Annotated in this window: 29 protein-coding genes; 28 read left to right on the plus strand and 1 reads right to left on the minus strand. The window is 52.9% G+C overall.

Annotation, left to right across the window (positions count from 1 at the left end):
- From ACMV5I_RS23295 to ACMV5I_RS23390, 20 genes are all read left to right on the plus strand, one after another.
- Positions 1-212, plus strand: a 212-nt coding sequence (locus ACMV5I_RS23295; protein WP_414825366.1) for a hypothetical protein, incomplete at its 5' end; no start/stop codon positions are given.
- Between the two features lie 91 nt (positions 213-303).
- Positions 304-1,773, plus strand: a complete 1,470-nt coding sequence (locus tag ACMV5I_RS23300; RefSeq protein ID WP_414825367.1) for a DUF1073 domain-containing protein — start codon at positions 304-306, stop codon at positions 1,771-1,773.
- A 55-nt stretch (positions 1,774-1,828) separates the two neighbouring features.
- Entirely contained in the window at positions 1,829-2,377 is a 549-nt protein-coding gene (locus tag ACMV5I_RS23305) for a phage minor head protein (RefSeq protein ID WP_414825396.1), read from the plus strand.
- A gap of 252 nt (positions 2,378-2,629) precedes the next feature.
- A complete protein-coding gene (locus tag ACMV5I_RS23310; RefSeq protein WP_414825368.1) occupies positions 2,630-3,880 on the plus strand; it encodes a DUF2213 domain-containing protein in 1,251 nt (416 codons plus the stop codon).
- 10 nt (positions 3,881-3,890) lie between these two features.
- Entirely contained in the window at positions 3,891-4,394 is a 504-nt protein-coding gene (locus tag ACMV5I_RS23315) for a hypothetical protein (RefSeq protein ID WP_414825369.1), read from the plus strand.
- 10 nt (positions 4,395-4,404) lie between these two features.
- Positions 4,405-5,352, plus strand: coding sequence for a DUF2184 domain-containing protein (locus ACMV5I_RS23320; RefSeq protein ID WP_414825370.1), 948 nt, complete (start codon positions 4,405-4,407; stop codon positions 5,350-5,352).
- 41 nt (positions 5,353-5,393) lie between these two features.
- Positions 5,394-5,768: an STY1053 family phage-associated protein gene (locus ACMV5I_RS23325; protein ID WP_414825371.1), complete on the plus strand. Its 375-nt coding sequence runs from the start codon at positions 5,394-5,396 to the stop codon at positions 5,766-5,768.
- Positions 5,737-6,144: a DUF4054 domain-containing protein gene (locus ACMV5I_RS23330; RefSeq protein ID WP_414825372.1), complete on the plus strand. Its 408-nt coding sequence runs from the start codon at positions 5,737-5,739 to the stop codon at positions 6,142-6,144. The genes ACMV5I_RS23325 and ACMV5I_RS23330 overlap by 32 nt, the downstream gene beginning before the upstream one ends.
- On the plus strand, positions 6,141-6,647 hold the full coding sequence (locus tag ACMV5I_RS23335) for a hypothetical protein (RefSeq protein WP_115158665.1): 507 nt from the start codon (positions 6,141-6,143) through the stop codon (positions 6,645-6,647). Before ACMV5I_RS23330 ends, ACMV5I_RS23335 begins: the two co-directional genes overlap by 4 nt.
- On the plus strand, positions 6,647-7,039 hold the full coding sequence (locus tag ACMV5I_RS23340; RefSeq protein WP_115158666.1) for a head-tail adaptor: 393 nt from the start codon (positions 6,647-6,649) through the stop codon (positions 7,037-7,039). Before ACMV5I_RS23335 ends, ACMV5I_RS23340 begins: the two co-directional genes overlap by 1 nt.
- A complete protein-coding gene (locus ACMV5I_RS23345) occupies positions 7,040-7,582 on the plus strand; it encodes an LIC_12616 family protein (RefSeq protein ID WP_414825373.1) in 543 nt (180 codons plus the stop codon).
- A gap of 2 nt (positions 7,583-7,584) precedes the next feature.
- Positions 7,585-9,066, plus strand: coding sequence for a DUF3383 domain-containing protein (locus ACMV5I_RS23350; protein WP_414825374.1), 1,482 nt, complete (start codon positions 7,585-7,587; stop codon positions 9,064-9,066).
- Between the two features lie 9 nt (positions 9,067-9,075).
- The gene (locus tag ACMV5I_RS23355) at positions 9,076-9,516 is read left to right on the plus strand and encodes a DUF3277 family protein (RefSeq protein ID WP_414825375.1); all 441 of its coding nucleotides are present in this window, start codon (positions 9,076-9,078) and stop codon (positions 9,514-9,516) included.
- A gap of 10 nt (positions 9,517-9,526) precedes the next feature.
- Positions 9,527-9,952, plus strand: a complete 426-nt coding sequence (locus ACMV5I_RS23360) for a phage tail assembly chaperone (protein WP_414825376.1) — start codon at positions 9,527-9,529, stop codon at positions 9,950-9,952.
- Between the two features lie 71 nt (positions 9,953-10,023).
- Positions 10,024-10,143, plus strand: coding sequence for a DUF6889 family protein (locus ACMV5I_RS23365; protein ID WP_369795081.1), 120 nt, complete (start codon positions 10,024-10,026; stop codon positions 10,141-10,143).
- A complete protein-coding gene (locus ACMV5I_RS23370; protein WP_414825377.1) occupies positions 10,136-12,151 on the plus strand; it encodes a transglycosylase SLT domain-containing protein in 2,016 nt (671 codons plus the stop codon). Before ACMV5I_RS23365 ends, ACMV5I_RS23370 begins: the two co-directional genes overlap by 8 nt.
- On the plus strand, positions 12,151-12,765 hold the full coding sequence (locus tag ACMV5I_RS23375) for a phage baseplate protein (protein ID WP_414825378.1): 615 nt from the start codon (positions 12,151-12,153) through the stop codon (positions 12,763-12,765). The genes ACMV5I_RS23370 and ACMV5I_RS23375 overlap by 1 nt, the downstream gene beginning before the upstream one ends.
- Entirely contained in the window at positions 12,765-13,070 is a 306-nt protein-coding gene (locus ACMV5I_RS23380; RefSeq protein ID WP_414825397.1) for a phage baseplate plug protein, read from the plus strand. Before ACMV5I_RS23375 ends, ACMV5I_RS23380 begins: the two co-directional genes overlap by 1 nt.
- Before the next feature lie 2 nt (positions 13,071-13,072).
- On the plus strand, positions 13,073-14,134 hold the full coding sequence (locus ACMV5I_RS23385; protein ID WP_414825379.1) for a hypothetical protein: 1,062 nt from the start codon (positions 13,073-13,075) through the stop codon (positions 14,132-14,134).
- 9 nt (positions 14,135-14,143) lie between these two features.
- Positions 14,144-14,488, plus strand: coding sequence for a hypothetical protein (locus ACMV5I_RS23390; RefSeq protein ID WP_414825380.1), 345 nt, complete (start codon positions 14,144-14,146; stop codon positions 14,486-14,488).
- A gap of 59 nt (positions 14,489-14,547) precedes the next feature.
- Here ACMV5I_RS23390 and ACMV5I_RS23395 read toward each other — a convergent pair whose 3' ends face one another.
- Positions 14,548-15,000, minus strand: coding sequence for a hypothetical protein (locus ACMV5I_RS23395; protein ID WP_414825381.1), 453 nt, complete (start codon positions 14,998-15,000; stop codon positions 14,548-14,550).
- Between the two features lie 108 nt (positions 15,001-15,108).
- Here ACMV5I_RS23395 and ACMV5I_RS23400 point away from each other — a divergent pair, with 108 nt between their 5' ends.
- Genes ACMV5I_RS23400 through ACMV5I_RS23435 form a run of 8 tightly spaced genes read left to right on the plus strand, consistent with a single transcriptional unit; the run spans position 15,109 to position 22,026 of the window.
- A complete protein-coding gene (locus ACMV5I_RS23400) occupies positions 15,109-15,861 on the plus strand; it encodes a Gp138 family membrane-puncturing spike protein (protein WP_414825382.1) in 753 nt (250 codons plus the stop codon).
- Positions 15,861-16,214 carry a hypothetical protein gene (locus ACMV5I_RS23405; RefSeq protein ID WP_368463862.1) on the plus strand — a complete coding sequence of 118 codons (354 nt, stop codon included), beginning with the start codon at positions 15,861-15,863 and terminating at the stop codon, positions 16,212-16,214. The genes ACMV5I_RS23400 and ACMV5I_RS23405 overlap by 1 nt, the downstream gene beginning before the upstream one ends.
- On the plus strand, positions 16,214-17,404 hold the full coding sequence (locus tag ACMV5I_RS23410; RefSeq protein ID WP_414825383.1) for a baseplate J/gp47 family protein: 1,191 nt from the start codon (positions 16,214-16,216) through the stop codon (positions 17,402-17,404). The genes ACMV5I_RS23405 and ACMV5I_RS23410 overlap by 1 nt, the downstream gene beginning before the upstream one ends.
- On the plus strand, positions 17,401-18,072 hold the full coding sequence (locus ACMV5I_RS23415) for a DUF2612 domain-containing protein (RefSeq protein WP_414825384.1): 672 nt from the start codon (positions 17,401-17,403) through the stop codon (positions 18,070-18,072). Before ACMV5I_RS23410 ends, ACMV5I_RS23415 begins: the two co-directional genes overlap by 4 nt.
- Positions 18,065-18,964, plus strand: coding sequence for a glycine-rich domain-containing protein (locus ACMV5I_RS23420; protein ID WP_414825385.1), 900 nt, complete (start codon positions 18,065-18,067; stop codon positions 18,962-18,964). Before ACMV5I_RS23415 ends, ACMV5I_RS23420 begins: the two co-directional genes overlap by 8 nt.
- Positions 18,964-19,176 carry a hypothetical protein gene (locus ACMV5I_RS23425; RefSeq protein WP_414825386.1) on the plus strand — a complete coding sequence of 71 codons (213 nt, stop codon included), beginning with the start codon at positions 18,964-18,966 and terminating at the stop codon, positions 19,174-19,176. Before ACMV5I_RS23420 ends, ACMV5I_RS23425 begins: the two co-directional genes overlap by 1 nt.
- Positions 19,177-19,235: 59 nt before the next feature.
- Complete coding sequence (locus ACMV5I_RS23430) at positions 19,236-21,098, plus strand: hypothetical protein (RefSeq protein WP_414825387.1); 1,863 nt, start codon at positions 19,236-19,238, stop codon at positions 21,096-21,098.
- Between the two features lies 1 nt (position 21,099).
- The gene (locus ACMV5I_RS23435; protein WP_414825388.1) at positions 21,100-22,026 is read left to right on the plus strand and encodes a hypothetical protein; all 927 of its coding nucleotides are present in this window, start codon (positions 21,100-21,102) and stop codon (positions 22,024-22,026) included.
- The last annotated feature ends 326 nt before the right edge of the window (positions 22,027-22,352 follow it).

Genomic DNA, 22,352 nt, shown 5'->3' on the forward strand with positions numbered 1-22,352 from the left:
CAAAAAGGGCGTGCCATTCTTCGGGCGTGCGGATGTTCCTCATGGGTTTGCTCCGTGTTGATGATCGGGAACAAGATCATGGCAACATCGCGAACGCAATAACAGGTGGGGTTCCAGCGACGCTTACACTTATTCCATTAATGGGGTGGGAAAAATCGATGTGGATAAACAGCCTGACGGCACCAAGTCGCCGAACCTGGCCGACTCAGTGATGATTAACTACGCCCCAATGGACAACTCCTTGGATGTCTGGGCCGCGCTGGGTAGGAAGAAATAAACATCGCTAATTTTTAGTGAGGAAATATGGCCCGTAAGAATCGCCGAAACGGCGCGAACAAGCCCGTTAGGACTGCTGACGGGTTCAACAACTTCCCCGCGAAACTGGGCGCTCAAACACAGAATATTCAGTCTGCAGGTACCTACGTTCCAGGATACATCACCCGCAACCGCGTTCAGCTCGAATTTGCCTACCGCTCGTCCTTCCTGATCGGTGCCGGTGTGGACGCCATGGCTGATGATATGACCCGCAAGGGGATTAACATTAGTTCAAAGCTAAAGCCTGGGCAGAAAGGGAAGGTCGAAACCTTTTGGGATCACGCGGCTATCTGGGATGGGCTGAACGATACGCTTAAATGGTCACGCCTCTATGGCGGTGCTCTGCTGGTTGTGATGATCGAAGGTCAGGACATGTCTACGCCTCTGAGGCTAGATTTCATCAAAGAGGGCCAGTTTCAGGGTGTGATATGCCTTGACCGATGGATGGTGGCACCCAGTTACGATGACCTGGTTAGCGACTACGGGCCCTCATTTGGTAAGCCGAAGTTTTACAAGGTAGTGACGGCCGCCGCTGGTATCCCTCCGTGGAATATCCACCATAGCCGCCTCATCCGAATGGAGGGGGACTCGCTGCCGTATCAACAGGCGCTAACGGAGAATGGTTGGGGGATGTCGGTAGTAGAGCGAATATTCGAACGCGTTCAAGCATTCGATACCGCAACGGTCGGCACCACGCAGTTGATCCACAAAGCGCACCTGCGCACATACAGCATTGATGGGTTACGTAAAATCCTGGCCGCAGGCGGGGATCTGGAGGAGGGACTCAAGAAGCACCTGGACTTGATTAGAGAGTTTCAGACCATTGAGGGCATGACCTTGATGGATAAGAGCGATGAGTTCCAGACGCACAGCTACTCGTTCGCGGGTATTGCTGACGTCATCCTACGCTTTGCCGAGCAGGTTTCCGGTGCAACAGGTATTCCACTGGTTCGCCTGTTCGGTCAATCTCCCGCCGGGTTCAGTACGGGTGACGGTGACCTGGAGAACTATTACAGCCGGGTTAACTCGCTGCAGGAGCGTCGTCTAAGGCGACACATTCGCTGGCTGCTGGACATTACCTGGCGGTCAGAGTTCGGCGAGGCCTTACCTGATGATTTCTCATTCGAGTTTAACAAACTGTGGGAAATGTCAGACACCGATCGCGCAACAATGGCCAATAACATTGCCAGCGCCCTGGGCGCTCTTGTTGACCGCCAGATCATTCCCGTCCACTCAGCCATGAGCGACCTGCGCAATATTTCAGACGTGATCGGCATCGGTGGTTCAATAACGGATGAGGATATCGAGAATGCGCAGAAAGAGTGGGCGGAGCATGAATCTGAAACCAGCCCTCCGCCGCCGTTCGGAACTGATCTACAGCAAAAGCCTACTGGGGATAGTCAGCCAAATAAATCAGATAGTCACTGGTTCCTACGATGGTTCCCAGGCAAGCGCTAACACCATTGCTGGCCACCTCATCGATTACTCACAGGTTATTGATGACTGGGCTGCGATGGTGGCGCGAAAAATGTTCCTGCAGGTTGAGCGTGAAGAATGGCACCAGTGGCGGTCGGTATCTCAGCAGATATCTGAGGGCTTGCGCGATGTGGTAGGGAATACCCACGTTGGGCAGGTGACGCAGGACATTGTCTATCGCCAAATCCAACTGATGAAATCGCTACCGCTGGAAGCCGCTGACCGCGTAAAAGACATTCAGGATCGCGCAATTCAGGCAGTTATTAATGGAGAGCGTCCAGATCAGCTCTACGAAATGATTATGCAGTCTGGTGACGTTGCAGCGAGTCGAGCGCGGCTTATAGCCCGTACTGAAATCGGAAGGGCAACCGGTGCGCTAACACAGGCTCGCGCCTTATCAGTGGGTTCTGAGGGCTACTGGTGGCGCATTGAAGGCGCAGGCACCAGACCGTCACATAAAAAGATGCGGGATAAATTTGTGCTCTGGGCTAATCCGCCAACATTGGACGGAATGACCGGGCACGCCGGATGCTTACCCAATTGTCAATGCTGGCCGGAAGTTCAGATACCGGGGCCGAGAAAGTAAAAAACACAGCGTAGAGCATCGATTTTACCCCAAACCCAATACCCGCGATTTGTTATCAAAATGTTGTATTGAGAAAACCGGGAATTCCCGGCATTTGATATCGACTTTTAACCCTTTCGGTATGTTTACGGCGTGAGTGCTGATCCGGCGGTGCGCAAAAGGGTCATTATGTTAAAAAGCCCAGAAATGAATGCAATTATCCTTCTATCGATTGGTCGCCTTGGCGGCCTTTTTAATGCCCGCAGGTAACTCATGAAATATTTCTTTACGACCCGCCTGGGCGAAACGCGCTACCAACTGGCCGACGGTTCACTTTTGTGTAAAGACGTTCCCGTCGCCCGTACCGGTACGCAGGTGTACCTACCTGAAGAAATCGACCTGGAGCCAGATGCGAGTGGCACGGTTACGGTATGGCGAACCGAAGACGAAGTTTTCTCCCCGGAGACTATGGCCAGCTTTGAGGGCGTAGCCATAACGCTCGACCACCCGGAAGACGAGAACGGTGATGTTGAGTTTGTGTCGCCAGACAATTTCGCCAAGTTGGCCCAAGGACACATCCAGAACGTTCGCCGCGGTACAGGTGATAAATCAGACCTGTTGCTATGCGACATGCTCATCAAACGACGCGAGGCGATCGACGCAGTTAATCGCGGCATTACGGATGTGAGCCTCGGTTATGACGCGCAATACAAGCAACTGGCCCCCGGCAAGGGCAAGCAATACCAAATCACAGGAAACCACGCGGCGCTAGTTAAAAAAGGCCGGGCGGGGTCTCGTTGTGCTCTCGGGGATTCAGCCCCAACCATCAAAAAGGAGAGGCCTGTAATGTCATGGCTTAAAAAACTGGCTACGGCCATCAAGACAAAAGATGAGGCGGCATTACAACAGCTCATCGATGAGGTGCCGTCGGATGGGATGAGTTCGATCCCCGGCCATACTATCAACATTAACGTGCCATCTCAGGCAACGGCGTTACCCCTGGAGGATCGCACAACCACGGACAATCTCCCGGCCCCGGAAAATAAAACCGGTGATGAGGAGGTCCCCGCTTGGGCGCAGGCATTGATTGCCCGCATTGATGCGCTGGAGGGCAAAACCACGGATAGCTCGACCCTCGAACTGGAAAATAAAACCGGTGATGAGGATTTGGAAGAGGACGCAAAGGTCACTGCTGATGCCGCTTACCGCCGCAACATCATTGCTGATGCTGAAATCATCTGTCCAGGCTTCACCCCGGCGACCGACAAGGGGCTGAAACGTCAGGTACTGGATCACGCCATGCGCACCGGCGACAGCTTGAAGGCCTTCGGTGTGGGTGACTTTAGCAAGGCACCAAAGGCTACTGTTGATGCTGTTTTCACTGCCGCCGTGGCAATGAATAAGCAGAAGAACCAGATCAACCCACAGGCGCTGCGCACCATCGACGGCGCTACCAATTCAAAATACCTCACACCGGCAGAGCTGAACAAGCTGTATGCCGCTCACTGGGCCAAACAGAAATAAGGTAATCAACATGGCAGGAACTGCTTATTTAACCCGGATGCCCATGGGCATTACCGGTGCTGTGACTCGTCCCCGCGATCTCACCATTGAGCCGGTGACGCTGGATACTCAGAAGCCTTTCACCTCTTACGGGCTGGTTGGCAAGTATGTCAGTGACAAATTTGTGCCGCTGGTCGATGGAGACACTATCGCAAAAGTGAAGGGTATTTTGGTTCGACCATATCCAATCACCTCGCTCGCAGATCTGGCACATCTTGGCGTCAGTGCTAACCAAGTCGGCGACAACCTCAAGCGCGGTTACATCTGCGTGAAGGCAACCGCCGGTAGTGCGGCGACAGCCAAGAAGGGCGATCCTGTTTACGTCCGTGTCGCTGGTGGCACCCAGGCAAGCCCGGTAGGGAGTTTTGTTCTGACGCAGGATGCCACTGCAACTAATACACCTCAGTTGCCGAGTGCAGAGGTGATGGGGCCAGGCGAAGCCGACGGCCGCGTTGAAATCGCCTATAACATCTAAGGAAAATTGAATGTTTACAATTGACCGAGCTACCATCGACTCCTCCGGCACATTCCTTGTCGGCGAACTGGAGCGCATGGATCAAACGCTGAACATGCCGCTAACGTCCATCAAATGGACGCGCGACATGCCATTGCGTAGCGACATTTCTATCGCTGACGAAGTGTCATCCTTTACTAACACTGACTTTGCCAGCGTCGGCGGCCCTAATCCAAATGGCAAGAACTGGATGGGCAAGAAGGGCACTGCGGTCCCTGGTATGGAACTGGATATCACGCCAACGCGTAATAACCTGACCCCGTGGGCGCAAGAGGTTGGCTGGACAGTGCTGGAATTGGCGTCTGCTCAACAGGTTGGCCGTCCGATCGATACGCAAAAGTACGAAGGCATGAAGCTCAAGTGGAATATGGATACCGACGAGCAGGTCTATATCGGTGATACCGAGCTGGGCGTGTCCGGGCTGCTTAACCTGCCTTCTGTCATTCCATTGGCTGCCGCGGCCAAATGGACCGCCACCACCGACCCTGACGTGATCGTGCAGGATATCAACCTGGTGCTTTCCGATGGCTGGTTGCGTTCTGGCTATGCCGTATGCCCAGGCAAGATCGGGATGGCCCCTGAATTGTTTGGCCTGCTGGCGAGCAAAAAGGTTTCTTCTGCGGGCAACATCTCCGTGCTGGAATACGTGAAAATCAACACGATCGCTTTCCAGGAGAACGGGGAACCACTGGAGATCGTCTCCATGAAGTGGGCATCCAAGCGTGGTGCTGGTGGTGCGCATCGTATCGTTGCTTATACCCAGGACGAAAAATACGTTCGCTTCCCGATGGTGCCGCTTCTGAGCACACCACTTGAGTATCGCGGCATGCAGCAACTCACCGTGTACTACGGCAAGTTGGGTCAGGTTGAAACTCCGTATTCCAATACGATCTCTTACCTGGACATCCCCTCGGTCTGACAAGTGATGGCGGGGAAACCCGCCCCTCATGGAGTATCAAAATGAAATATATCGTATCTGGAGCGGCATCACTCAGCTTTGCCGATGGTACCAAGTTTGAGTTGGTACCAGGCATCCACGATGGCTTCCCTGATGAGGTCAAAAATCACTGGGCATTCAGCTCTTACGCCAAACTCCTTGATGAGAAGGATTTTGAAAAAGAGCAACAACACAGCGATCTGACCGTGCGTGTTGGCGTACTGGAGAGTGAAATCACCAACCTCAAGGCGCAACTGGCCGACAAGGACAACGAAATCACCAACCTCAAGGCGCAACTGGCCGACAAGGCCGGTGATAAGGCTGATCACGGCGAGGCACCCGCAGATAACGCGAAGGATTCAGCCAATGCCAAAAAACAGCCTACTACCAACAAGTGATCAGTTTCGCACTGACTTCCCAGAGTTCGAAGATAAAACCCGTTTCCCTGACGCCTCAGTAAATTTCTACCTCTCGATGGCTGACGACCTGCTCAATCAGGACAGGTTTGGCGATAAGTTCGTCTACCTGGCCGAGTTGATGACGGCGCACTACGTCGAATTGCGAGCCAAGCGCACCGCATCGGCAGCTCGCGGGGCGTTGAATACTTCCGGCGGAGGCGTGGCCACATCCAAATCGGTCGATAAGGTCAGCGTCAGCTATGACGTGTCGGGCATCATCGATCCGGATGCGGGTTTCTGGAATAACACCGAGTACGGTCGGGAGTTTTTCTGGTGGTGGGAAATGTTCGGTGCGGGCGGAAGGCAGTTGCTATGAAAAGCGGACTCAAGATCAGAAGGGACAACGCGGAATCAGTGTTATCGGCCCTGCGTTCACTCTCAAAAATGGATGTGCTGGTGGGCATACCAGAGGCCAACGCGGCGCGAGAAGATGGGGAAGCCCTGAATAACGCCGAGATTGGCTATCTGCAGTCAACCGGTGCCACCGTAAGCATTGGTGGTCAGACAGTCACGCTACCGCCGCGCCCCTTTCTGGATATGGGGATCGAAGATTCACGCGACACCACCACCGGCCACCTGAAAGCTGCCGCCGAGCTGGTGCTGGAGGGTAATTCGTCGGCGGCACTGAATGAGCTGGAGAAGGCCGGGCAGGTTGCGCGTGATGCTTCCAAGAAGGTGATCGGCGACGGTGATAGGCTGCATCCCATCTCCGATATGACGAAGGCCAACCGCCGTGCGCAAGGTCTGCCTGGTGATAAGCCATTATGGGCTCATGGTTATCTGCTTCGCTCCATCACCTATGTAGTAAGGAGTAAATAATGCCATTTCTCGACGTTACAGAGGTGCTGCTGGATCCTGACTTTGTAGACACCTCTTTGGTTTGTCGTCGGCAAAATCAGAGTGTTGATGAAGATAACTTCCCCGTGAATACCTCCCAGAACATTCCTTTTAGTGGGGTGGTTACTGTTGATCGTTCACTTGAAGCCAAGCGAATGGCGGCGGGACAGAATATCAACGGCGCAATCCTCATCGTGACGCAATTCCGGCTGACCCAGGGCATGAAGAGCAGTGATGGAGGCCCCTATCTGGATGCTGATCTGGTCACTTATGACGGGGGAGTGTACAGGGTAACGTTTGTTGACCCGTATACCCGCTATGGCGCTGGGTTCGTGCAGGCGCATTGCGAACTGGTGGAGATGGGAGGTAGCTAAGTGAGCAACGACAGCACCACATCAGGCTACCTAACCCCCATTGGCCTGTCCCCTGAGTATGATGAAGGGCTTGAGCGACTCATTAGCCGATGGATCCGTGGGCTAACTGGCCTGGAAAAAAACGTTGTCTACCGTCGATGGACTGACCCGCAGATCCAAATACCCAAAAATGGCACAACATGGTGCGCATTCGGTATTGCTGGGGTGCAGGAAGACGCCAACCCGGCTTACATCCAAGGTGATGAGAGTGCCGAACAGTGGTCACACGAAACCATCGATATTCTGTGCTGCTTCTACGGCCCGCAGGGAATGTCGATGGTAACCCGTTTTCGTGATGGGTTATTCGTTTCGCAAAACAACGACGAACTGAAAAAAAACAGCCTGACCCTCTTGGACAGCGGGCGGATATTTAACCTTCCTGAACTCATTAATAACCAGTGGGTACGACGGTACGACATCACCGTCCGCCTGCGCCGCAAAATTATCCGCGAGTACGGCATCAAATCGCTGGTGGAAGCACCGGTTCAATTCTTCGGAGAATAACCATGTCACAGGGTTTACCTGTATCTAACATCGTCAGCGTGACGGTGAATATGGCCTTGCGCGCAGCGCAGGGCCGAAACTTCGGGGCGCTCCTGATTGTTGGCGGTACCCCGGTGATCGACGGCAGCCAGCGCATGCGTACCTATACCAGCATTACCCAGGTGGGCGATGATTTCGGGATGGATGCGCCGGAGTATGAGGCCGCGAAGCTGTACTACCAGCAGGTGCCGCAACCGCGGGCATTGTTCATTGGCCGGTGGATCAAGACTGACCAGGCGGCATTGCTGCGCTGCGGAATTTTGACACCGGCGCAGATGGCGATCAGCACCTGGGCGACCGTCACCGATGGCTCAATGAAAATCACCATTGATGGCACAGCCAAGACGATCACCGCCGTGGATTTCTCAGCAGAAACCAACTTGAACGGCGTGGCCGCGCGGATTTCTGACAAGCTGACCACCGCCGTGGTGACGTGGGATGCGGCAAACAGCCGATTCATTATCACGTCAAAATCTACCGGCACGTCGTCAGCCGTCGGCTATGGTTCGGCGAACACCACCGGAACCGACATTTCCGCGATGATGAAAGCGGGGCAGAATGCCGGTGCCTTGGCCATCCCGCGCGCAGCTGCTGAAAATATTCAGTCCTGCGTCTATAAGCTGGCGGACATGTCTACGGGCTGGTATGGACTGCAAATCGCTGATACGTCGCTTGTCGATGATGATGTCGTGAGTATTGCGGCGTTTATCCAGTCGGATGATATTTCCCGCATCTTCGGATACACGACGCAGAACACCGCCGCGATGGATTTGGATATAACGGACGACATCTGCAGCAAGCTGAAAGCCGCGAAGTATGGACGGACGTTCACGCAGTATTCCAGCGCCAGCCCGTACGCTACCGCCTCCATTTTTGGCCGGGCTTTCACCGTCAACTTCCTGGGCAACAACACCACGATCACCCTGAAATTTAAGCAGCAGCCGGGGATCGCCGCCGAAACGCTGACTCAGACGCAGGCGAATACCCTGACCGCGAAAAACTGCAACGTGTTCGTCAACTACGACAACGACACGGCGATTATCCAAGAAGGCCTGATGTGCAACGGCGATTTCTTCGATGAGCGCCATGGCCTGGACTGGTTGCAGAACTACGTACAGAACAACCTCTATAACGTGCTCTATACCAGCACCACCAAGGTGCCGCAAACCGATCCGGGGATTACGCGCCTGCTGACTAGCGTCAACGGTTCGCTCGAGCAAGGCAAGACGAACGGGTTGATTGCACCAGGCGTTTGGGGCGGTGACCCGGTCGGAAGCCTGGCCACCGGCGACACATTGACTGCGGGTTATTACGCCTATGCCCCACCTGTTGCAACGCAAGCGCAGGCTGACCGTGAGGCCCGTAAAGCGCCGGTGATCCAGTGCGCCATCAAACTGGCCGGAGCGGTTCACTACGGCGACGTGATTATTAACGTAAATCGATAAGGGGCAAAAATGTCTACTTACAGCTTTTTAGATGTTTCGGCCTCGATCGTCGGGCCGGGTGGTGCGTTTGATTTGGGCTATGGCTCTGGTAACGCCGAAGAGGGGATCACGGTCGCCATGGTGGAGGCAAAAAACACCATGACCATCGGTGCTGACGGTGAGGTGATGCACAGCCTGCATGCCGGTAAAGGCGGGACGATTACGGTGACTCTGCTTAAGACCAGCCCGACTAACGCGAAACTGAGTGCCCTTTATGCAGCGCAGTCGCTTTCGTCTGCCACATGGGGCAACAACGTGATCGTTGTGCGCAACAGTGCCAGCAACGATTTGTGCTCCGCGCGTTCGGTTGCCTTCCAGAAGGTACCCGACTGGCAGAACGCCAAAGACGGCGGAACTGTGGCATGGGTATTTGACGCTGGTAAGGTCGATCAACTGCTTGGCACGTTTTAAGGAGTAATGCATGGAATTCGAAATTAAGGGGCATAAATATCGCTCCAATAAACTGGGCGTGTTCGACCAGTTGAAAGTATCCCGCAAGTTGTTGCCTGTGTTATCTGGCTTGCTTGGGGAGATGAAGATTCTGAAGCAGTTAAAAACGGGGCAAATCACGATTGATGATGCGCTTAAAACCGCATTGCCGGTGGTGGCGCAAACACTATCAGACATGAGCGAAGAAGACTGCAACGCAATCCTCCACCCTTGTCTGGCGGTGGTACTGCGCCAACAGGGGACCGGATACGTTGCCATTTTCGCCAATGGCCAACTGATGTTTGATGATATCGATCTCATGGGCATGCTGCACATCGCATCTCTAGTGGTGGGGGATTCGTTGGGAAATTTTTTGGGCGAACTCCAAGAGAAAGGGATTCAGGAAACTCAGCCGTAGGCCTGACGCTGGAATCTCTACCGGGTGGAGAGGACTACATTCTGCGCCCGGTCGATGCAGGCATGTGCTCGATGGCAGAGCTCAAGAGCGGCTGTGTCGATCTCTTCGATATCGCCTTGATGAATGATTATCTCGACGTAAAAGCAGAGAACGAGCGCCGGATCGAGAAATGGAGCCGCGATAATGAGTAACGCAGAAACCATCAAAGATTTCCTGATCTCGTTGGGGTTCGATATTGACTCGGCCGGTGAGCGGAAATTTTCCGCTGTTGTCGCCGGTGTTACCGCCAACGTTCTTAAATTGGGCGCGGTGGTGGAAGGGGCCGCGCTGGCCGTGGTCGGCTTTACCACCCAGATCGCCAATGGCCTGGATAAAGTCTATTTCGCATCGCAGCGAACAGGGGCGACGGTTGCGGGGATCCGGGCGATAGGATACGCCGCCTCGCAGACAGGAACCGATGCAGCTGCTGCACAGGGCTCACTCGAAAACCTTGCTCGGTTTATGCGTAATAGCCCGGGTGCGGAAGGCTTCTTAAATCGCCTGGGTGTGCAGACGCGTGGTGCCCAAGGCCAGATGCGGGATACCTCTGCCATTTTTACCAGCCTGGGTGAAAAGCTTTCAAAAATGCCGACCTACCGCGCCACTCAATACGCGCAGATCTTCGGCATGGATGAAAATACGTTGCTGTCATTGCGCCATGGGATCACCGGCTTTACGGCTGATTACCAGGGCATGCTGAAAGCGACGGGGTTGGATTCAGAAAAGGCAGCAGAGCAATCCAATAAATTCATGACCTCAATGCGCGGGCTCACTACGCTGCTGGGCTTGGCAAGGGACAAGATAGGCTCAGACCTTGCCGCAGGCCTTAGCGGCTCGTTGGAAACTCTACGCCAGCGCATTATGGACAACTTCCCCAAGATAGAGGAGTTCATCACCAGGATCGTTAAGGGCATTCTCTGGTTGGGGGAGGTGTTCGGGCGAATGGCGTGGCGTTTGATGCAAGCTGTTGGTTTGGTGATCGACTGGTGGAAAAACCTTGGCAGCGAATCCAAAAAGCTGCTTGGTTTTTTTGGTGCCTTATTGGTGGGCTGGCGCATGCTGAACAGCGCGTTCCTGATGTCGCCCATAGGTTTTATCACCGCTCTCGTCCTTGCGTTAGCGTTACTGCATGACGATTACATGACGTGGAAGGAGGGAGGAAAGAGCCTGATCGACTGGTCTAAATGGGAACCAGGTATCAAAAAAGCCAAAGAGGCGATCATCTGGCTGCGCGACAAATTGCTCGCTATCAAAGATGCCGTGGGCGGGTGGCAAAACGTGTTCCAAGGCCTTGCGATTTATCTGGGTGGAGCGTGGCTTGTCGCTATGCTGTCCCCAATCGGTAAAGTCACTAAAGCATTGTTGGCATTTCCTGGCCTGTTTAAAACTGCCTTAAGCGCTGCAGGGTTATACGCTGTCGTGGCTGCAATCGATGAGGCGTATCAACGTACCCGCGCATTAATCAATGGCGAAAAATACGACCAGATCCCCACGCAAACCGAGGAAATGAATGAGCTGGAGCGCCTGAAAAGAGAAAACTGGGCAATCAATAACCCAGGAGTTCCCTACCCAGAGGTGGCACAGCATGCCCAATCGGTTAAGCGCCAGCGTGCAACACAATCGGGAGCCGCGCTGCTGGGTTGGCTGCAACCCAAACTGGCACAGCTGGAAGCGTTATATCAACTGCCTGAGGGCTTATTGCGTAGCGTGGCACTGACCGAATCCAGTGGTAACCAGTTTGCTGTGTCTGGTGCCGGTGCAAAAGGACTTTTCCAGTTCATGCCTGGCACCGCAAAGGATATGGGATTGCATGGTAATGACGTGTTCGATCCTGAGAAATCAGCTGTGGCGGCCGCCAAATACCTGGCACAGCTGATGCGCATGAACGGGGGGGATCTGGATAAAACCCTGGCGTCATATAACTGGGGGATCGGCAACGTCCAGAAGCGGGGAATGGCGCTGATGCCTGAGGAAACCCGCAACTACATTCCACGCGTACGCAGCAATATGCCGGGCGTTGGCGGTAACAGCCTTAATCAGCAGACGGTGATCAATATCAGTGGCGTGAGCGACCCCGTTCGGGCCGGGATGGAAGTTGTCGATCGTCAGTCTGGTGTTAATGCTCGGCTTACTCAGCAAATTCAGACGGGGCCAAAATAATGGATATTCTTTCTGTTTTGTTTTCCCAGCAGCGGCGAAGGATTGGCACCATTGTTCCCAGCGTTGCCATTTCTGAAAAGCACAATGACACGCTGGAGATCACCGAGCACCCCGTCGAGGTGATTGCTGGCGCGGCCATTAATGACAATGCCTACAAGCGCGCCGCCGAGGTAACCATGGAACTGGGCTTTGCCTCGGGCGGTTCGCTGCTGGACGACATCGATACCACCGCCATTTTTAATGCGGATACGGGGTTATCGTTGGGGACGGGACCAGCAGAGGTTTATCAGCAGCTCCTTGACCTGCAGGCGGACAGATTGCCGATGGACGTCACCACCGGTAAGCGGCAGTACAAAAACATGCTGATCCGGGCTATCGACGTCACCACTGACCGAACCAGCGAAAATGTGCTGATGTGCGTTCTGACGTTGAAAGAGGTCATCATTTCACGCACACAAAGCGTCAGCGTAGCGGATAAGGCAAATATGGCCGACGGTGTGAGCACTTCCGCAGAGCAGAACAGCGGCACTAAATCCCCGGTACCGGTAAACGAAAGCGTGCTATCGAAAAGCGTGGAAGGGATTAAACAGATCCTTGGTTTTGGAGCAGCATGATGAAAATACAAGAAATCCCACTCACGCCAAACAATCAGCGGTTCGGGATCACGCTCGGTGGTCAGGCGTTCAATATGCGCATAACGTGGCGTGATGCTGCCGGGTGGATGCTGGATTTAATGGACGGTTCCGGGGCTGCGCTGGTGTCCGGCATACCATTAGTGACGGGGTCCGATTTGCTCGGACAGTATAAATACCTTGGCATTAACGGCTCGTTGATTGTGGTTACGGATACTGCAGCAGAAGAATACCCGACGAAAACCAACCTCGGGATCGCCAGCCATTTGTATTTTGTGCAGGAGTAACAATGAGCCAGAACTGGATGCGCCATTTTGAGCTGCAGATACTCAACCAAGGCGGTGATGGTATAAGCCTATCCGATTTTAAGGTAACGTTTACCATCGAATGGGCGGACACTCGCTGGCCTCGAGTGGCGAACGTCAAGATTTACAACCTGTCAGCAGATACCAATAACCGCATTATGGCCAACGAGTTTTCGAAGGTCCGTATTATTGCGGGTTATGACGGTATCGCGCCGAGCGTGACCGAGGACCAACTCGGCAAAGCGCGCAATGTCGATCCGGCCCAGAGTGGGCAGCGTGATGGCCAAAACTTTGGGCTCATCTTCGAGGGGGATATTCGTTTCACCGTCACAGGAAAGGACAACGCAGTAGATTCCTGGCTGCTGATCCAGGCGGTAGGCGATCACGAAGCGTTCCTCTATGCCAGCGTTAACACCACTTTGGCCGCAGGTTATACCGTAGCGGACATTCACAACGTCGCCATGAAGAGTTTCAATCCTTTCGGGGTAACAACAGGGATCACCGGCGACATGCCGACAACCGTTTTCCCGCGAGGATTGCCGCTGTACAAATCCACGCGCGATGTGATGGATGACGTTGCCGGTATGTGCAGAGCTACATGGCAACTGGTGGACGGCACTGTGCAGATGGTCCCGGAAAATAAGTATATTCATGAGGCCATCGTGTTGAATGCTTACTCGGGGCTGATTGGGCGCCCACAGCAGACCATGGGGGCAGGCGTCAACGTGCGGTGCCTCATCAATCCCAACATACGGATCAATGGCCTGATTCAGCTTGATCAGGCCTCTGTGTTCCGAACATCGCTATCAGATAGCGAGGTTGCACAGTCGCAAGGGCGATTAAGTGAAACCGACCAGAATGGAAACCGAGTGGTTGTAGGCTCCCTGCAGCAACCGGCCAGCGTGGCCACTGATGGCGTGTATATCGTGAAAGCGATCGACTATACTGGCGACACAAGGGGTCAGGCTTGGTACATGGATATGATGTGCTTTGCGCGTGGTTCAGCGGATCTGCAAACGACTGCAACTTTGAATAAAGGACAGTAGAATCAGCTAATGAAAAAATACGTCGCGCTTTTCTTACTAAGTTCGCTATACGCTTCAAACGGGTATGCTGATGTACGTTGTGGTGACTTTACACTTACTTCAAGTAACGATGGTTTTATGCACATCAATGGCGTGAGGCCGGAAACCCAAAAATTTACGTTTTTAGGACAAAAAGAAGATTACAACAACGTCAAGTATGAATGGCGCGTAGCTACTAATCAGCCGGGGAAATGGCTGGGGATGGAGTATATTAAGCGTAATGGGAATAAGCGTTTCCTGAATGTGCAACTGCTGCAGGCCAGCATGGACGCGCCGCGGGAGTTCGCTACTTACGATTGTGTCAAAGTGAAGTAACCCGTTTTTAGGCGGGTTAAGGATGGGATAAATGAGCGAAGAAGACATTAGCTGCTTTATTAAGTTGTCACCGGCGGTAAGTCTTGCGGATTTCCTTCAAAATAAGCAATATTACCGTCAGATAGCGGGCCATTTAAAAGAGTCCTCCAACGATCGAGAACTTGAGCATATTGCTTCTTTTTCAACGGCATGCTCAAGAGCGGATGCTGAGTAAATTCTGGGTTCATATCCATGATAGCTCTGATATTTTTCTCTGCGCTTTCAAGTTTCAGTAAAATATCTTTTAATCGATACTCTAAAACTGCTTTTGTGCAGATAACAGCACCTAATCCTGCATACCCGGATCTCGATAGATACTTCTGCACCATAGGTTCAAAGTCCTCCAAATCGTCAGGAGCATCTGAGCCAACACACATGATGATGATGAACAGGTATTCATCAATTCTAAGATTAATTGGAATGGCCCGTAAAAAATCCATCAAGGCTATTCGGGGATCTTGGTTGCGGTTCATATTGTTTTCCTTGTGAAAGATTTATCGAATATACATAAATTTTCAGGGAAAAAACCCTGATAAAAGATCAGCTACCCGCTTCGGCGGGTTTTTTTATGGGGAAAATTCATGCCTGTATCACTTCAATCCCAGATTGGCGGTAAGCAGCAGGCCGATCAAGCATTAGCCGAATCCATTTCCTCAGATATCCGCGTAGCCATTCCTGGTGTGATCCAGTCCTTCGATCATGATGCTGTGACGTGCGTCGTTCTACCCGCCGTTAAGGGGTATGAAGCGGATAGCAATGGTAAGCGTGCCCCACTTGATTTGCCGCTGCTGGTGGATGTACCTGTCATTTTCCCGCGCGGGGGCGGCGTTACGCTGACGTTCCCGGTCAAGGCTGGTGATGAATGCCTCGTCGTGTTTGCGGACCGCTGTATCGATTTCTGGTGGCAGAGTGGCGGGGTACAAGAGCCGGTATCAGAACGGCAGCACCACCTTGCCGACGGCTTCGCCATCGTTGGGCCGCAATCGCAGGCGCAGAAAATCAGCGGCATCAGCACCAGTGCCGCGCAGTTTCGTAGCGATGATGGTTCCACGTACCTTGAAATCGACCCAACCAGCAAGAAAATGAAAATCGTTGCCCCTGGGGGGCTCGAGGTGATCACCCCGCTGGCTGAGTTCTCGATGGCCGTGACGGTAAACGGGCTGCTCTCTTTCATGGGGGGCATGGTCGGCAGTGCTATCAGCGGCACTGCGGCCACGATTACAGGTGTCGTGAAATTTGTCGGCCAAGTGTTTGGCAATGGCAAACGTATCGATGAGACGCACAAGCACGGCGGCGTAGAACGCGGCGGCGGCCAAACCGACGAGGTAAGCTAATGCGCTACAGAAAAGAGGACGAAAACGGCGATTACACGTTTGGCCAGGGTGATAACACGTTTCTGACGAACACCCCGGAGGCGGTCGCCCAGGCAGTTAAAACCCGGTTTGAACTGTGGACCGGTGAATGGTTCCTCGATGTGACCGAGGGCACCCCTTACAAAGAGTCTATCCTCGGCAAACACAAATCCTCGGCCTATAACATGGCCGTACGCGAGCGAATCCTTGGTACCCAGGGCGTTACCGAAATCCTTGAGTTCACCACCGAATACAACGGTGACACGCGTAGAGTTGTGTTTACTGCTCGTATCAACACTCTCTACGGCGAAACGACTGTAACCAGCGAGGCATAATGCTAAATCTCGATACGCTTGGGCTTGCGGCCACTGTGACCGCGAGCGGCATCACCGCGCCTGATTACCAGACAATACTCAATACGTTGACCGGTTTTTTTCAGCAGATTTACGGTGATGATGTTTACTTGGATCCAGACAGCAAAGATGGCCAGATGCTGGCGATCTACGCGATGGCCATTCACGACGCGAACAACACATCGATCGCCGTCTATAACTCATTTAGCCCGGCAACCGCTCAACATGGCGCGTTGGCGTCGAACGTCAAGATTAACGGGATATCGGTTAACCCCGCCAGCCGGTCAACAGCCGACGTGCTAATTGTTGGCCAGGTGGGCAGGCAAATTACAAACGGCGTTGTGCGGGATGGGAACGGGATATCGTGGTCGCTGCCCGCAGTGGTGGTGATTGGTACCAGTGGCCATGTGACCGTGACCGCTACCTGCCAGATTGATGGCGCTATCGTTGCACCTGCAGGCACCATCACGGTGATCGGCACACCTACGCAGGGCTGGCAGACCGTCACGAACCCGGCGGCCGCTACACCAGGGCGACCAGTCGAATCAGATGCAGAGTTGCGCCAACGACAAACGCAGTCCGTTTCCCTGCCTTCCAGCACCGTCTTGGATGGCATCATGGGAGCGGTGGCCACACTGCCAGGCGTGGAGCGCTACAGGCCTTATGAGAACGACACCAACGTAACAGATGCAAACGGGTTGCCCGCTCATTCGATTTCAATTGTGGTCGATGGCGGCGACGCTGCGGCCATTGCGCAGACCATCGCCACGAAGAAAACACCAGGCGGCGGAACGTTCGGGACGACGACGATCCCAATTGCGGACAAATACGGAATTGTCCATCCGATCAGCTTTTTCCGCCCGACCACCGTTAATATTTTTGTCGAGATCCAGATCAAGGCGCTGCAGGGATATACCTCGGCGATCGGCGAAGAAATCCGGGTGGCCATCGCGGATTACATCAATGCGATCCGCATTGGTGACCCGGTTTTCATCACGCGGCTTTTCTTGCCGGCCAATTTAAACGGCTCTGCTGATAGCGCGAACTACGACGTGATCGATCTGCAGATTGGCCGTTCTGCTGGTTCACTGGCACCGGCAAACATCATTGTCGGGTTTAACGAGGCGGCGGCCTGCAGTGCGGGTAATGTGGTCCTGGTGGTGACATCATGACCGAGACGAAATATCAGCGTCTGATCCCGTCGTACAACAAGCACAAGCCCCAGTTTTACGACCACATATCCCTTATCACCCAGCCGTTTGTTGATATTCAAAACGCGATAATCCAGCAGGTAACCGATTTTGACCTGGACGCCGCCATCGGCGTGCAGCTCGATGCCGTGGGTTTGTGGGTAGGTATCGGCCGAACGATAGCGACGCCGATCACTGGTGTTTACTTTTCCCTGGATGATACCGCGCTGGGCTTTGATGCGGGGCTCTGGCGTGGCCGGTACGAGGCGGGCGGCTTCACTGTGCTGGATGATGAAACCTACCGCACCATAATCCGCGCCAAGATTGCGGCGAATCACTGGGATGGCACAACCGAAACCCTCAGCGACATTTATCAAAAAATATTCCCCGACGGGAAAACCAAGATTTTCGCGGTTGATAACTTCGATATGACGATGTCCGTCTATATCACCGGGAACAGCATTACGCCGGTGATGAAAGCTGTCATCGAAATGGGCTATCTGGATATCAAACCGTCAACAGTCCGCATAAAAAATTACACCATCACAACTGCCTCCGGCCCGATCTTCGGCTTCGATATTCAAAACGAATTTATATCGGGGCTTGATACGGGCGCATGGGGCATACCATTAGGGGCATCAAATGGCTAAGAATGAGTTTCTGCCGTTCGGCACAGCGGCGAACGCCAATGTTTTGAGCAATAGCGCTTATCAGGCATTGCCTGCTCGAATCGCCGGATTTTCATCGGGCGTGGCGAAATCGGAAGAACTAAACAGTGCTTGGCGACAATCGTCGGTAATTGCCAGTGCGCTGGCTCAATTCATCGCTGATAAAACCGGTAAGGACGTACTGGATGACGGGGATCTGGTAACTCTCCAGGCAAACCTAAATAGTGCGATGCTGATTGCTGGCACCGGCCGCCTGCTTAATACGCAGTCATTTCGGGCATCCGGTACCTACATACCAACGGCGGGCACCAAGAAAATCCGCATCACAATGACAGGCGGCGGTGGTGGCGGCGGCGGGTGCCAGGCGGCAAGCTCCGCGGAAACTTTTTCCGGGGCTGGCGGCGGTGCCGGTGGCACTATCATAACGACGTTCCTGCTTACCGGAGCCGTTAGCTATCCCGTAATCATTGGTGCTGGTGGTGCTGGCGGAAATGGACCCGCAAATGGTTCAGACGGTGGCGCGACAACGTTCGGTGCTCTTGTGGCGACCGGAGGCGGGGGCGCCGGTAAGTCCAGCGCCTCAAATACGGCAGGCGGGAACGGGGGCGTTCCACTGACTGGGGATATTCGGATTGCTGGTGGGTACGGGAACGATGGCCAATCTGGAATATTATTCCTTACTGGCAGTGGGGGATCGTCCTACTTTGGCGGTGGTGGCCGATCTGGCGCTGGTGCAGGAACAGGCGGCGGCGGGGTGAGCGGTAGCGCACCAGGGACCGGCGGTGGTGGTGCTTATGACCCCGCATACAGCGGGTTATCGGGGCGCGGCGGTAATGGCGCTGCGGGGATTGTGATTATTGAGGAGTTTTCCTGATGCAGACAGATAACTATGCGATGTTGAAAATCGACTCCAATTATGTCGAAAATACAATTGTTGCAGACGATAAATTCTCAGTGAGCGGTTTTAAGTTAATAAAAATTGAGGTTGATGTCTTTTGCCAACCCAGCATGTATTTTAATGATGCTGATGGGCTTTTTTACGATGATGCAGAATTTACCCGCATAAGCGACACCCCCGTAATTTAATTATTTCCCTCTATTTAAAAAATCTTGTATCTGGCTATCAAAGTCGGAGAGGTATCATCATGTCCTCAGAAGGATTACCCGTAAACAACGTGGTCGGCACCAGCGTGGATCTGGGTGCGAGAAGTGTTCAGGATGCTGCAAATTCGGCATCCAGCAGTCAGAACGCTGATAGTGCGGCGGCATCTGCAGATGCTGCTTGGAAATTCAGCCGCGTTGCGCAAGGAGCTGCCGGAGAGTCTGCGACTGCAGTGAGTGAAGCGGCCGCCGCCGCTGCAGCAGCTGCCGAGGCAGCCCAGAACGCGACGATAGCGGCAAATATTTACCCATCGGTTGCCGCAGCCCAGGCCGCCATCACAGCAGGTACTATCCCGCTAAATTCGATGTTCAACGTTGCCGTACCTGTGGGAGCTGTACCTCCGAGATTTGCAGACCAGTATCAAAACGTTGCAGGCGTGGCCACGCCAACTGGTGTGAGCTATCCGAGCTCAGAGTCGCTGAATGAAGTCACTAAATTGATTAACACCCAAGATTCAGAGAGCGTTGCATTTTCGTTTGAGGATTCTCTCGGGCGCTCATGCGCCATAATTTACGGAGATGGGCGATTTCTTTTACCTTTGACAATCCAAGAGGAAGTGAAATCAGCCAAATCCGCAGACGGTTGGGTTTGGACGGTTAGAGGAGATAACGGAAATATTCTGGCAGGGTTCAACGATCGCGGCGAGGCTGTCGGATTTTACACCCCACCAGTTGAAGCAAACACACCAGTAGCCAGAAACGAATCATTATTTATAACGCCGAACAGTTTTGATGGTGCAACACAAACAGATCGAATAAAAGCTGCTCTGGATTTAATTGAATTTAACGGTGGTGGGACGCTGACGCTGGGCATCGATACTGTTACGGTGCCAAACACGAATACTTGGCTTATATCTGAGTCCTTGTTACTGCCTGACTATACGACGTTGTACATCGATAACGCCAAGTTAAAGCTTCAGAATGGTGTGTTTGATAATATCATCCGTAACAAAGGCATTGTGGTTGATCCAGCCAATCCATATAGCTACGCCTTAAAGCTTAATGAGAATAGAGGAATAAAGATAAAAGGCAGTGGTATTACAACTGCGTTCATAGAAGGTCCTGACGTTCCATACGTAGCACCGCACCCAGTAACTGGTGGAGCGCCCGTTGCGTGGGTTGGTGATGCTTATGGCTGGCGAACACTCGGCATCTTGCTCGCGAACACGAAAGATTACGAAATTTTCAATTTTAAAATGCAAAAAACAACCTGCTGGGCCATTTCTCAAGAACATGGCTGCGATGGGATGTATTTGCATGATCTTGACTTCAACACAACCGTTAAAAATGGAGACGGCATAGACTTCAGGAAAGGGTGTTCTAACGGAAGGGTTGAGAGAATAACGGGTGTAACTGCTGACGATACGATAGCAATGACAGCGCTATTGAATTTTATCGATACGTATCCGTTTGGTACCTATATTTATCCGCTGCAAGTCGGTGGCGATAAGCCTAGTCCACTGGGTGACAACATTACTAATATTTCTATCTCTGGCGTATCAAGTAAGTCAGCGCATAATCAGGTTCGTATTTTGCCAACTGGCGGATCGGTGATTGATACTGTGAGCATTTCTAATATTGAAGACACTGCCGCAACTGGGGGTAGCCAAGTATTGGTTTCCACTTCATCGTCATACGGCAGGCCTGCATTCTTGACAGATATGCGGAATATTGTAGTGAACGGCATTAAGTCTAATTTCTCTCAAAATCCGCTGACCATTAGTGGCCCATTGATCAACGCCAGATTCAATTTCATTCAACAGGCGAAAGCGGGCGGTAACCTTTACGTTCAAAGTTCCGCATTCCCGTATGTCAATGTTTCAATTACTAACGCAAAGGCTGTTTAACATGGCGACAAAAATAATTGCATCAGGAACTGTATTCACAAACTTTATCGGTGCGGATCGCCTGCTCGGCATGTACCCTGGTGCGGCCGCTGCTTACAGTTTGCGCCAGGTGGGTAGTGGTATTTATGCCGGGCCACTCGTCACCATTCGTCGATCTTCTGACAACTTAACCATGGACTTCTACGCGGTTAACAAGGCCGTTAGTATCGATGACGTCAAACTGTTCGTCGGTAGCGGGGATGGGACGGTAGTAACTCTCTATGACCAGACCGGAAACGGTTTGCATGCAACACAACCTACAGCCGGATACCAACCTAAAGTAATATCCGGAGGCACTCCTGTTCTTCTGAACGGTAAGCCTTCAATTATGTTCGACGGTGTCGATGATTTTCTTTCCGTCCCCCAGGCTTTGCCCCAGCAGTTCACGGCAGCAAATGCAAACCTATCGATGTTCTTTGTTGCAGAAACAAAGACGACCGCATCGTTTACAGTGCTCTCAATGGCCGCCAGGGATTCAACAGTAGCAAATGATAACGACCTGCTGCTGTTCCAGTGCAATGGCCAGTATTCCGGAGTGAATGGCGGGGTGGGGATGTTCTTGCGTATTGTTCGAACATCAACAGCGATAAAATCCGTCGTATCACCAACAGCATTGAAAATTGCGGGTCGTTCTGGCGGAGTGATCCGCTCCGGATTAACGGCCTATGCTATTGATGGAACTGCAGTGGGTGTTCCAGGTGATATGAATGCCATCGCAATGCATCTGGAGCAGGCGACGATTGGCGCTACGCGTAGGGGGATAAACCCAACTACCGAGGGCTCAAACCCTAATAGTAAAATCGCTGAAATCGTCATCTATCCAAGTGATATGGGGGCAGTTAACCAGGGGATCATTGGGAACATGGCAAGCTATTACAGCACCATTTGACCCATCATTCACTTCTTCGGCGGCTCCCCGTAGCCGTAGTCTCTTACGGCTTCGAACACTTCTTCAAAGGTGGCGAACGGTTTCACGAACGCCCGACGCCACTCTCGATGATAATGCCCCTTGGATAGCACGATTTCCAATCATTAGGAAAATCAATATTATCCAGATTTGGATGATGACCCTCAACTATGGGGTATGTCCAAAAGAAGCCGCGCCGCGCAAGGGCTACAGCAATTTTGTGCAGCACACAGGCCTGATGGTTTCGGGGCTTTTGCGCGTCTCTTTTTGTCCTGCACAAACTTTGCAAGTGACTTTCGGTCACTCAC

Origin of the sequence: Serratia sp. T13T92, assembly GCF_047530105.1 — a bacterium.
Taxonomy (GTDB): Bacteria; Pseudomonadota; Gammaproteobacteria; order Enterobacterales; family Enterobacteriaceae; genus Chania; species Chania fonticola.

What these genes read in the sequence shown, in the direction of transcription:
- ACMV5I_RS23435 (WP_414825388.1), top strand. Translation starts at nt 21,100, where the DNA reads ATGGCGACAAAAATAATTGCATCAGGAACTGTATTCACAAACTTTATC.
- ACMV5I_RS23430 (WP_414825387.1), top strand. Translation starts at nt 19,236, where the DNA reads ATGTCCTCAGAAGGATTACCCGTAAACAACGTGGTCGGCACCAGCGTG.
- ACMV5I_RS23375 (WP_414825378.1), top strand. Translation starts at nt 12,151, where the DNA reads ATGGATATTCTTTCTGTTTTGTTTTCCCAGCAGCGGCGAAGGATTGGC.
- ACMV5I_RS23385 (WP_414825379.1), top strand. Translation starts at nt 13,073, where the DNA reads ATGAGCCAGAACTGGATGCGCCATTTTGAGCTGCAGATACTCAACCAA.
- ACMV5I_RS23340 (WP_115158666.1), top strand. Translation starts at nt 6,647, where the DNA reads ATGCCATTTCTCGACGTTACAGAGGTGCTGCTGGATCCTGACTTTGTA.
- ACMV5I_RS23390 (WP_414825380.1), top strand. Translation starts at nt 14,144, where the DNA reads ATGAAAAAATACGTCGCGCTTTTCTTACTAAGTTCGCTATACGCTTCA.
- ACMV5I_RS23305 (WP_414825396.1), top strand. Translation starts at nt 1,829, where the DNA reads ATGGTGGCGCGAAAAATGTTCCTGCAGGTTGAGCGTGAAGAATGGCAC.
- ACMV5I_RS23310 (WP_414825368.1), top strand. Translation starts at nt 2,630, where the DNA reads ATGAAATATTTCTTTACGACCCGCCTGGGCGAAACGCGCTACCAACTG.
- ACMV5I_RS23365 (WP_369795081.1), top strand. Translation starts at nt 10,024, where the DNA reads ATGGCAGAGCTCAAGAGCGGCTGTGTCGATCTCTTCGATATCGCCTTG.
- ACMV5I_RS23330 (WP_414825372.1), top strand. Translation starts at nt 5,737, where the DNA reads ATGCCAAAAAACAGCCTACTACCAACAAGTGATCAGTTTCGCACTGAC.
- ACMV5I_RS23335 (WP_115158665.1), top strand. Translation starts at nt 6,141, where the DNA reads ATGAAAAGCGGACTCAAGATCAGAAGGGACAACGCGGAATCAGTGTTA.
- ACMV5I_RS23300 (WP_414825367.1), top strand. Translation starts at nt 304, where the DNA reads ATGGCCCGTAAGAATCGCCGAAACGGCGCGAACAAGCCCGTTAGGACT.
- ACMV5I_RS23355 (WP_414825375.1), top strand. Translation starts at nt 9,076, where the DNA reads ATGTCTACTTACAGCTTTTTAGATGTTTCGGCCTCGATCGTCGGGCCG.
- ACMV5I_RS23420 (WP_414825385.1), top strand. Translation starts at nt 18,065, where the DNA reads ATGGCTAAGAATGAGTTTCTGCCGTTCGGCACAGCGGCGAACGCCAAT.
- ACMV5I_RS23415 (WP_414825384.1), top strand. Translation starts at nt 17,401, where the DNA reads ATGACCGAGACGAAATATCAGCGTCTGATCCCGTCGTACAACAAGCAC.
- ACMV5I_RS23370 (WP_414825377.1), top strand. Translation starts at nt 10,136, where the DNA reads ATGAGTAACGCAGAAACCATCAAAGATTTCCTGATCTCGTTGGGGTTC.
- ACMV5I_RS23380 (WP_414825397.1), top strand. Translation starts at nt 12,765, where the DNA reads ATGAAAATACAAGAAATCCCACTCACGCCAAACAATCAGCGGTTCGGG.
- ACMV5I_RS23410 (WP_414825383.1), top strand. Translation starts at nt 16,214, where the DNA reads ATGCTAAATCTCGATACGCTTGGGCTTGCGGCCACTGTGACCGCGAGC.
- ACMV5I_RS23360 (WP_414825376.1), top strand. Translation starts at nt 9,527, where the DNA reads ATGGAATTCGAAATTAAGGGGCATAAATATCGCTCCAATAAACTGGGC.
- ACMV5I_RS23315 (WP_414825369.1), top strand. Translation starts at nt 3,891, where the DNA reads ATGGCAGGAACTGCTTATTTAACCCGGATGCCCATGGGCATTACCGGT.
- ACMV5I_RS23395 (WP_414825381.1), bottom strand. Translation starts at nt 15,000, where the DNA reads ATGAACCGCAACCAAGATCCCCGAATAGCCTTGATGGATTTTTTACGG.
- ACMV5I_RS23405 (WP_368463862.1), top strand. Translation starts at nt 15,861, where the DNA reads ATGCGCTACAGAAAAGAGGACGAAAACGGCGATTACACGTTTGGCCAG.
- ACMV5I_RS23425 (WP_414825386.1), top strand. Translation starts at nt 18,964, where the DNA reads ATGCAGACAGATAACTATGCGATGTTGAAAATCGACTCCAATTATGTC.
- ACMV5I_RS23350 (WP_414825374.1), top strand. Translation starts at nt 7,585, where the DNA reads ATGTCACAGGGTTTACCTGTATCTAACATCGTCAGCGTGACGGTGAAT.
- ACMV5I_RS23325 (WP_414825371.1), top strand. Translation starts at nt 5,394, where the DNA reads ATGAAATATATCGTATCTGGAGCGGCATCACTCAGCTTTGCCGATGGT.
- ACMV5I_RS23400 (WP_414825382.1), top strand. Translation starts at nt 15,109, where the DNA reads ATGCCTGTATCACTTCAATCCCAGATTGGCGGTAAGCAGCAGGCCGAT.
- ACMV5I_RS23320 (WP_414825370.1), top strand. Translation starts at nt 4,405, where the DNA reads ATGTTTACAATTGACCGAGCTACCATCGACTCCTCCGGCACATTCCTT.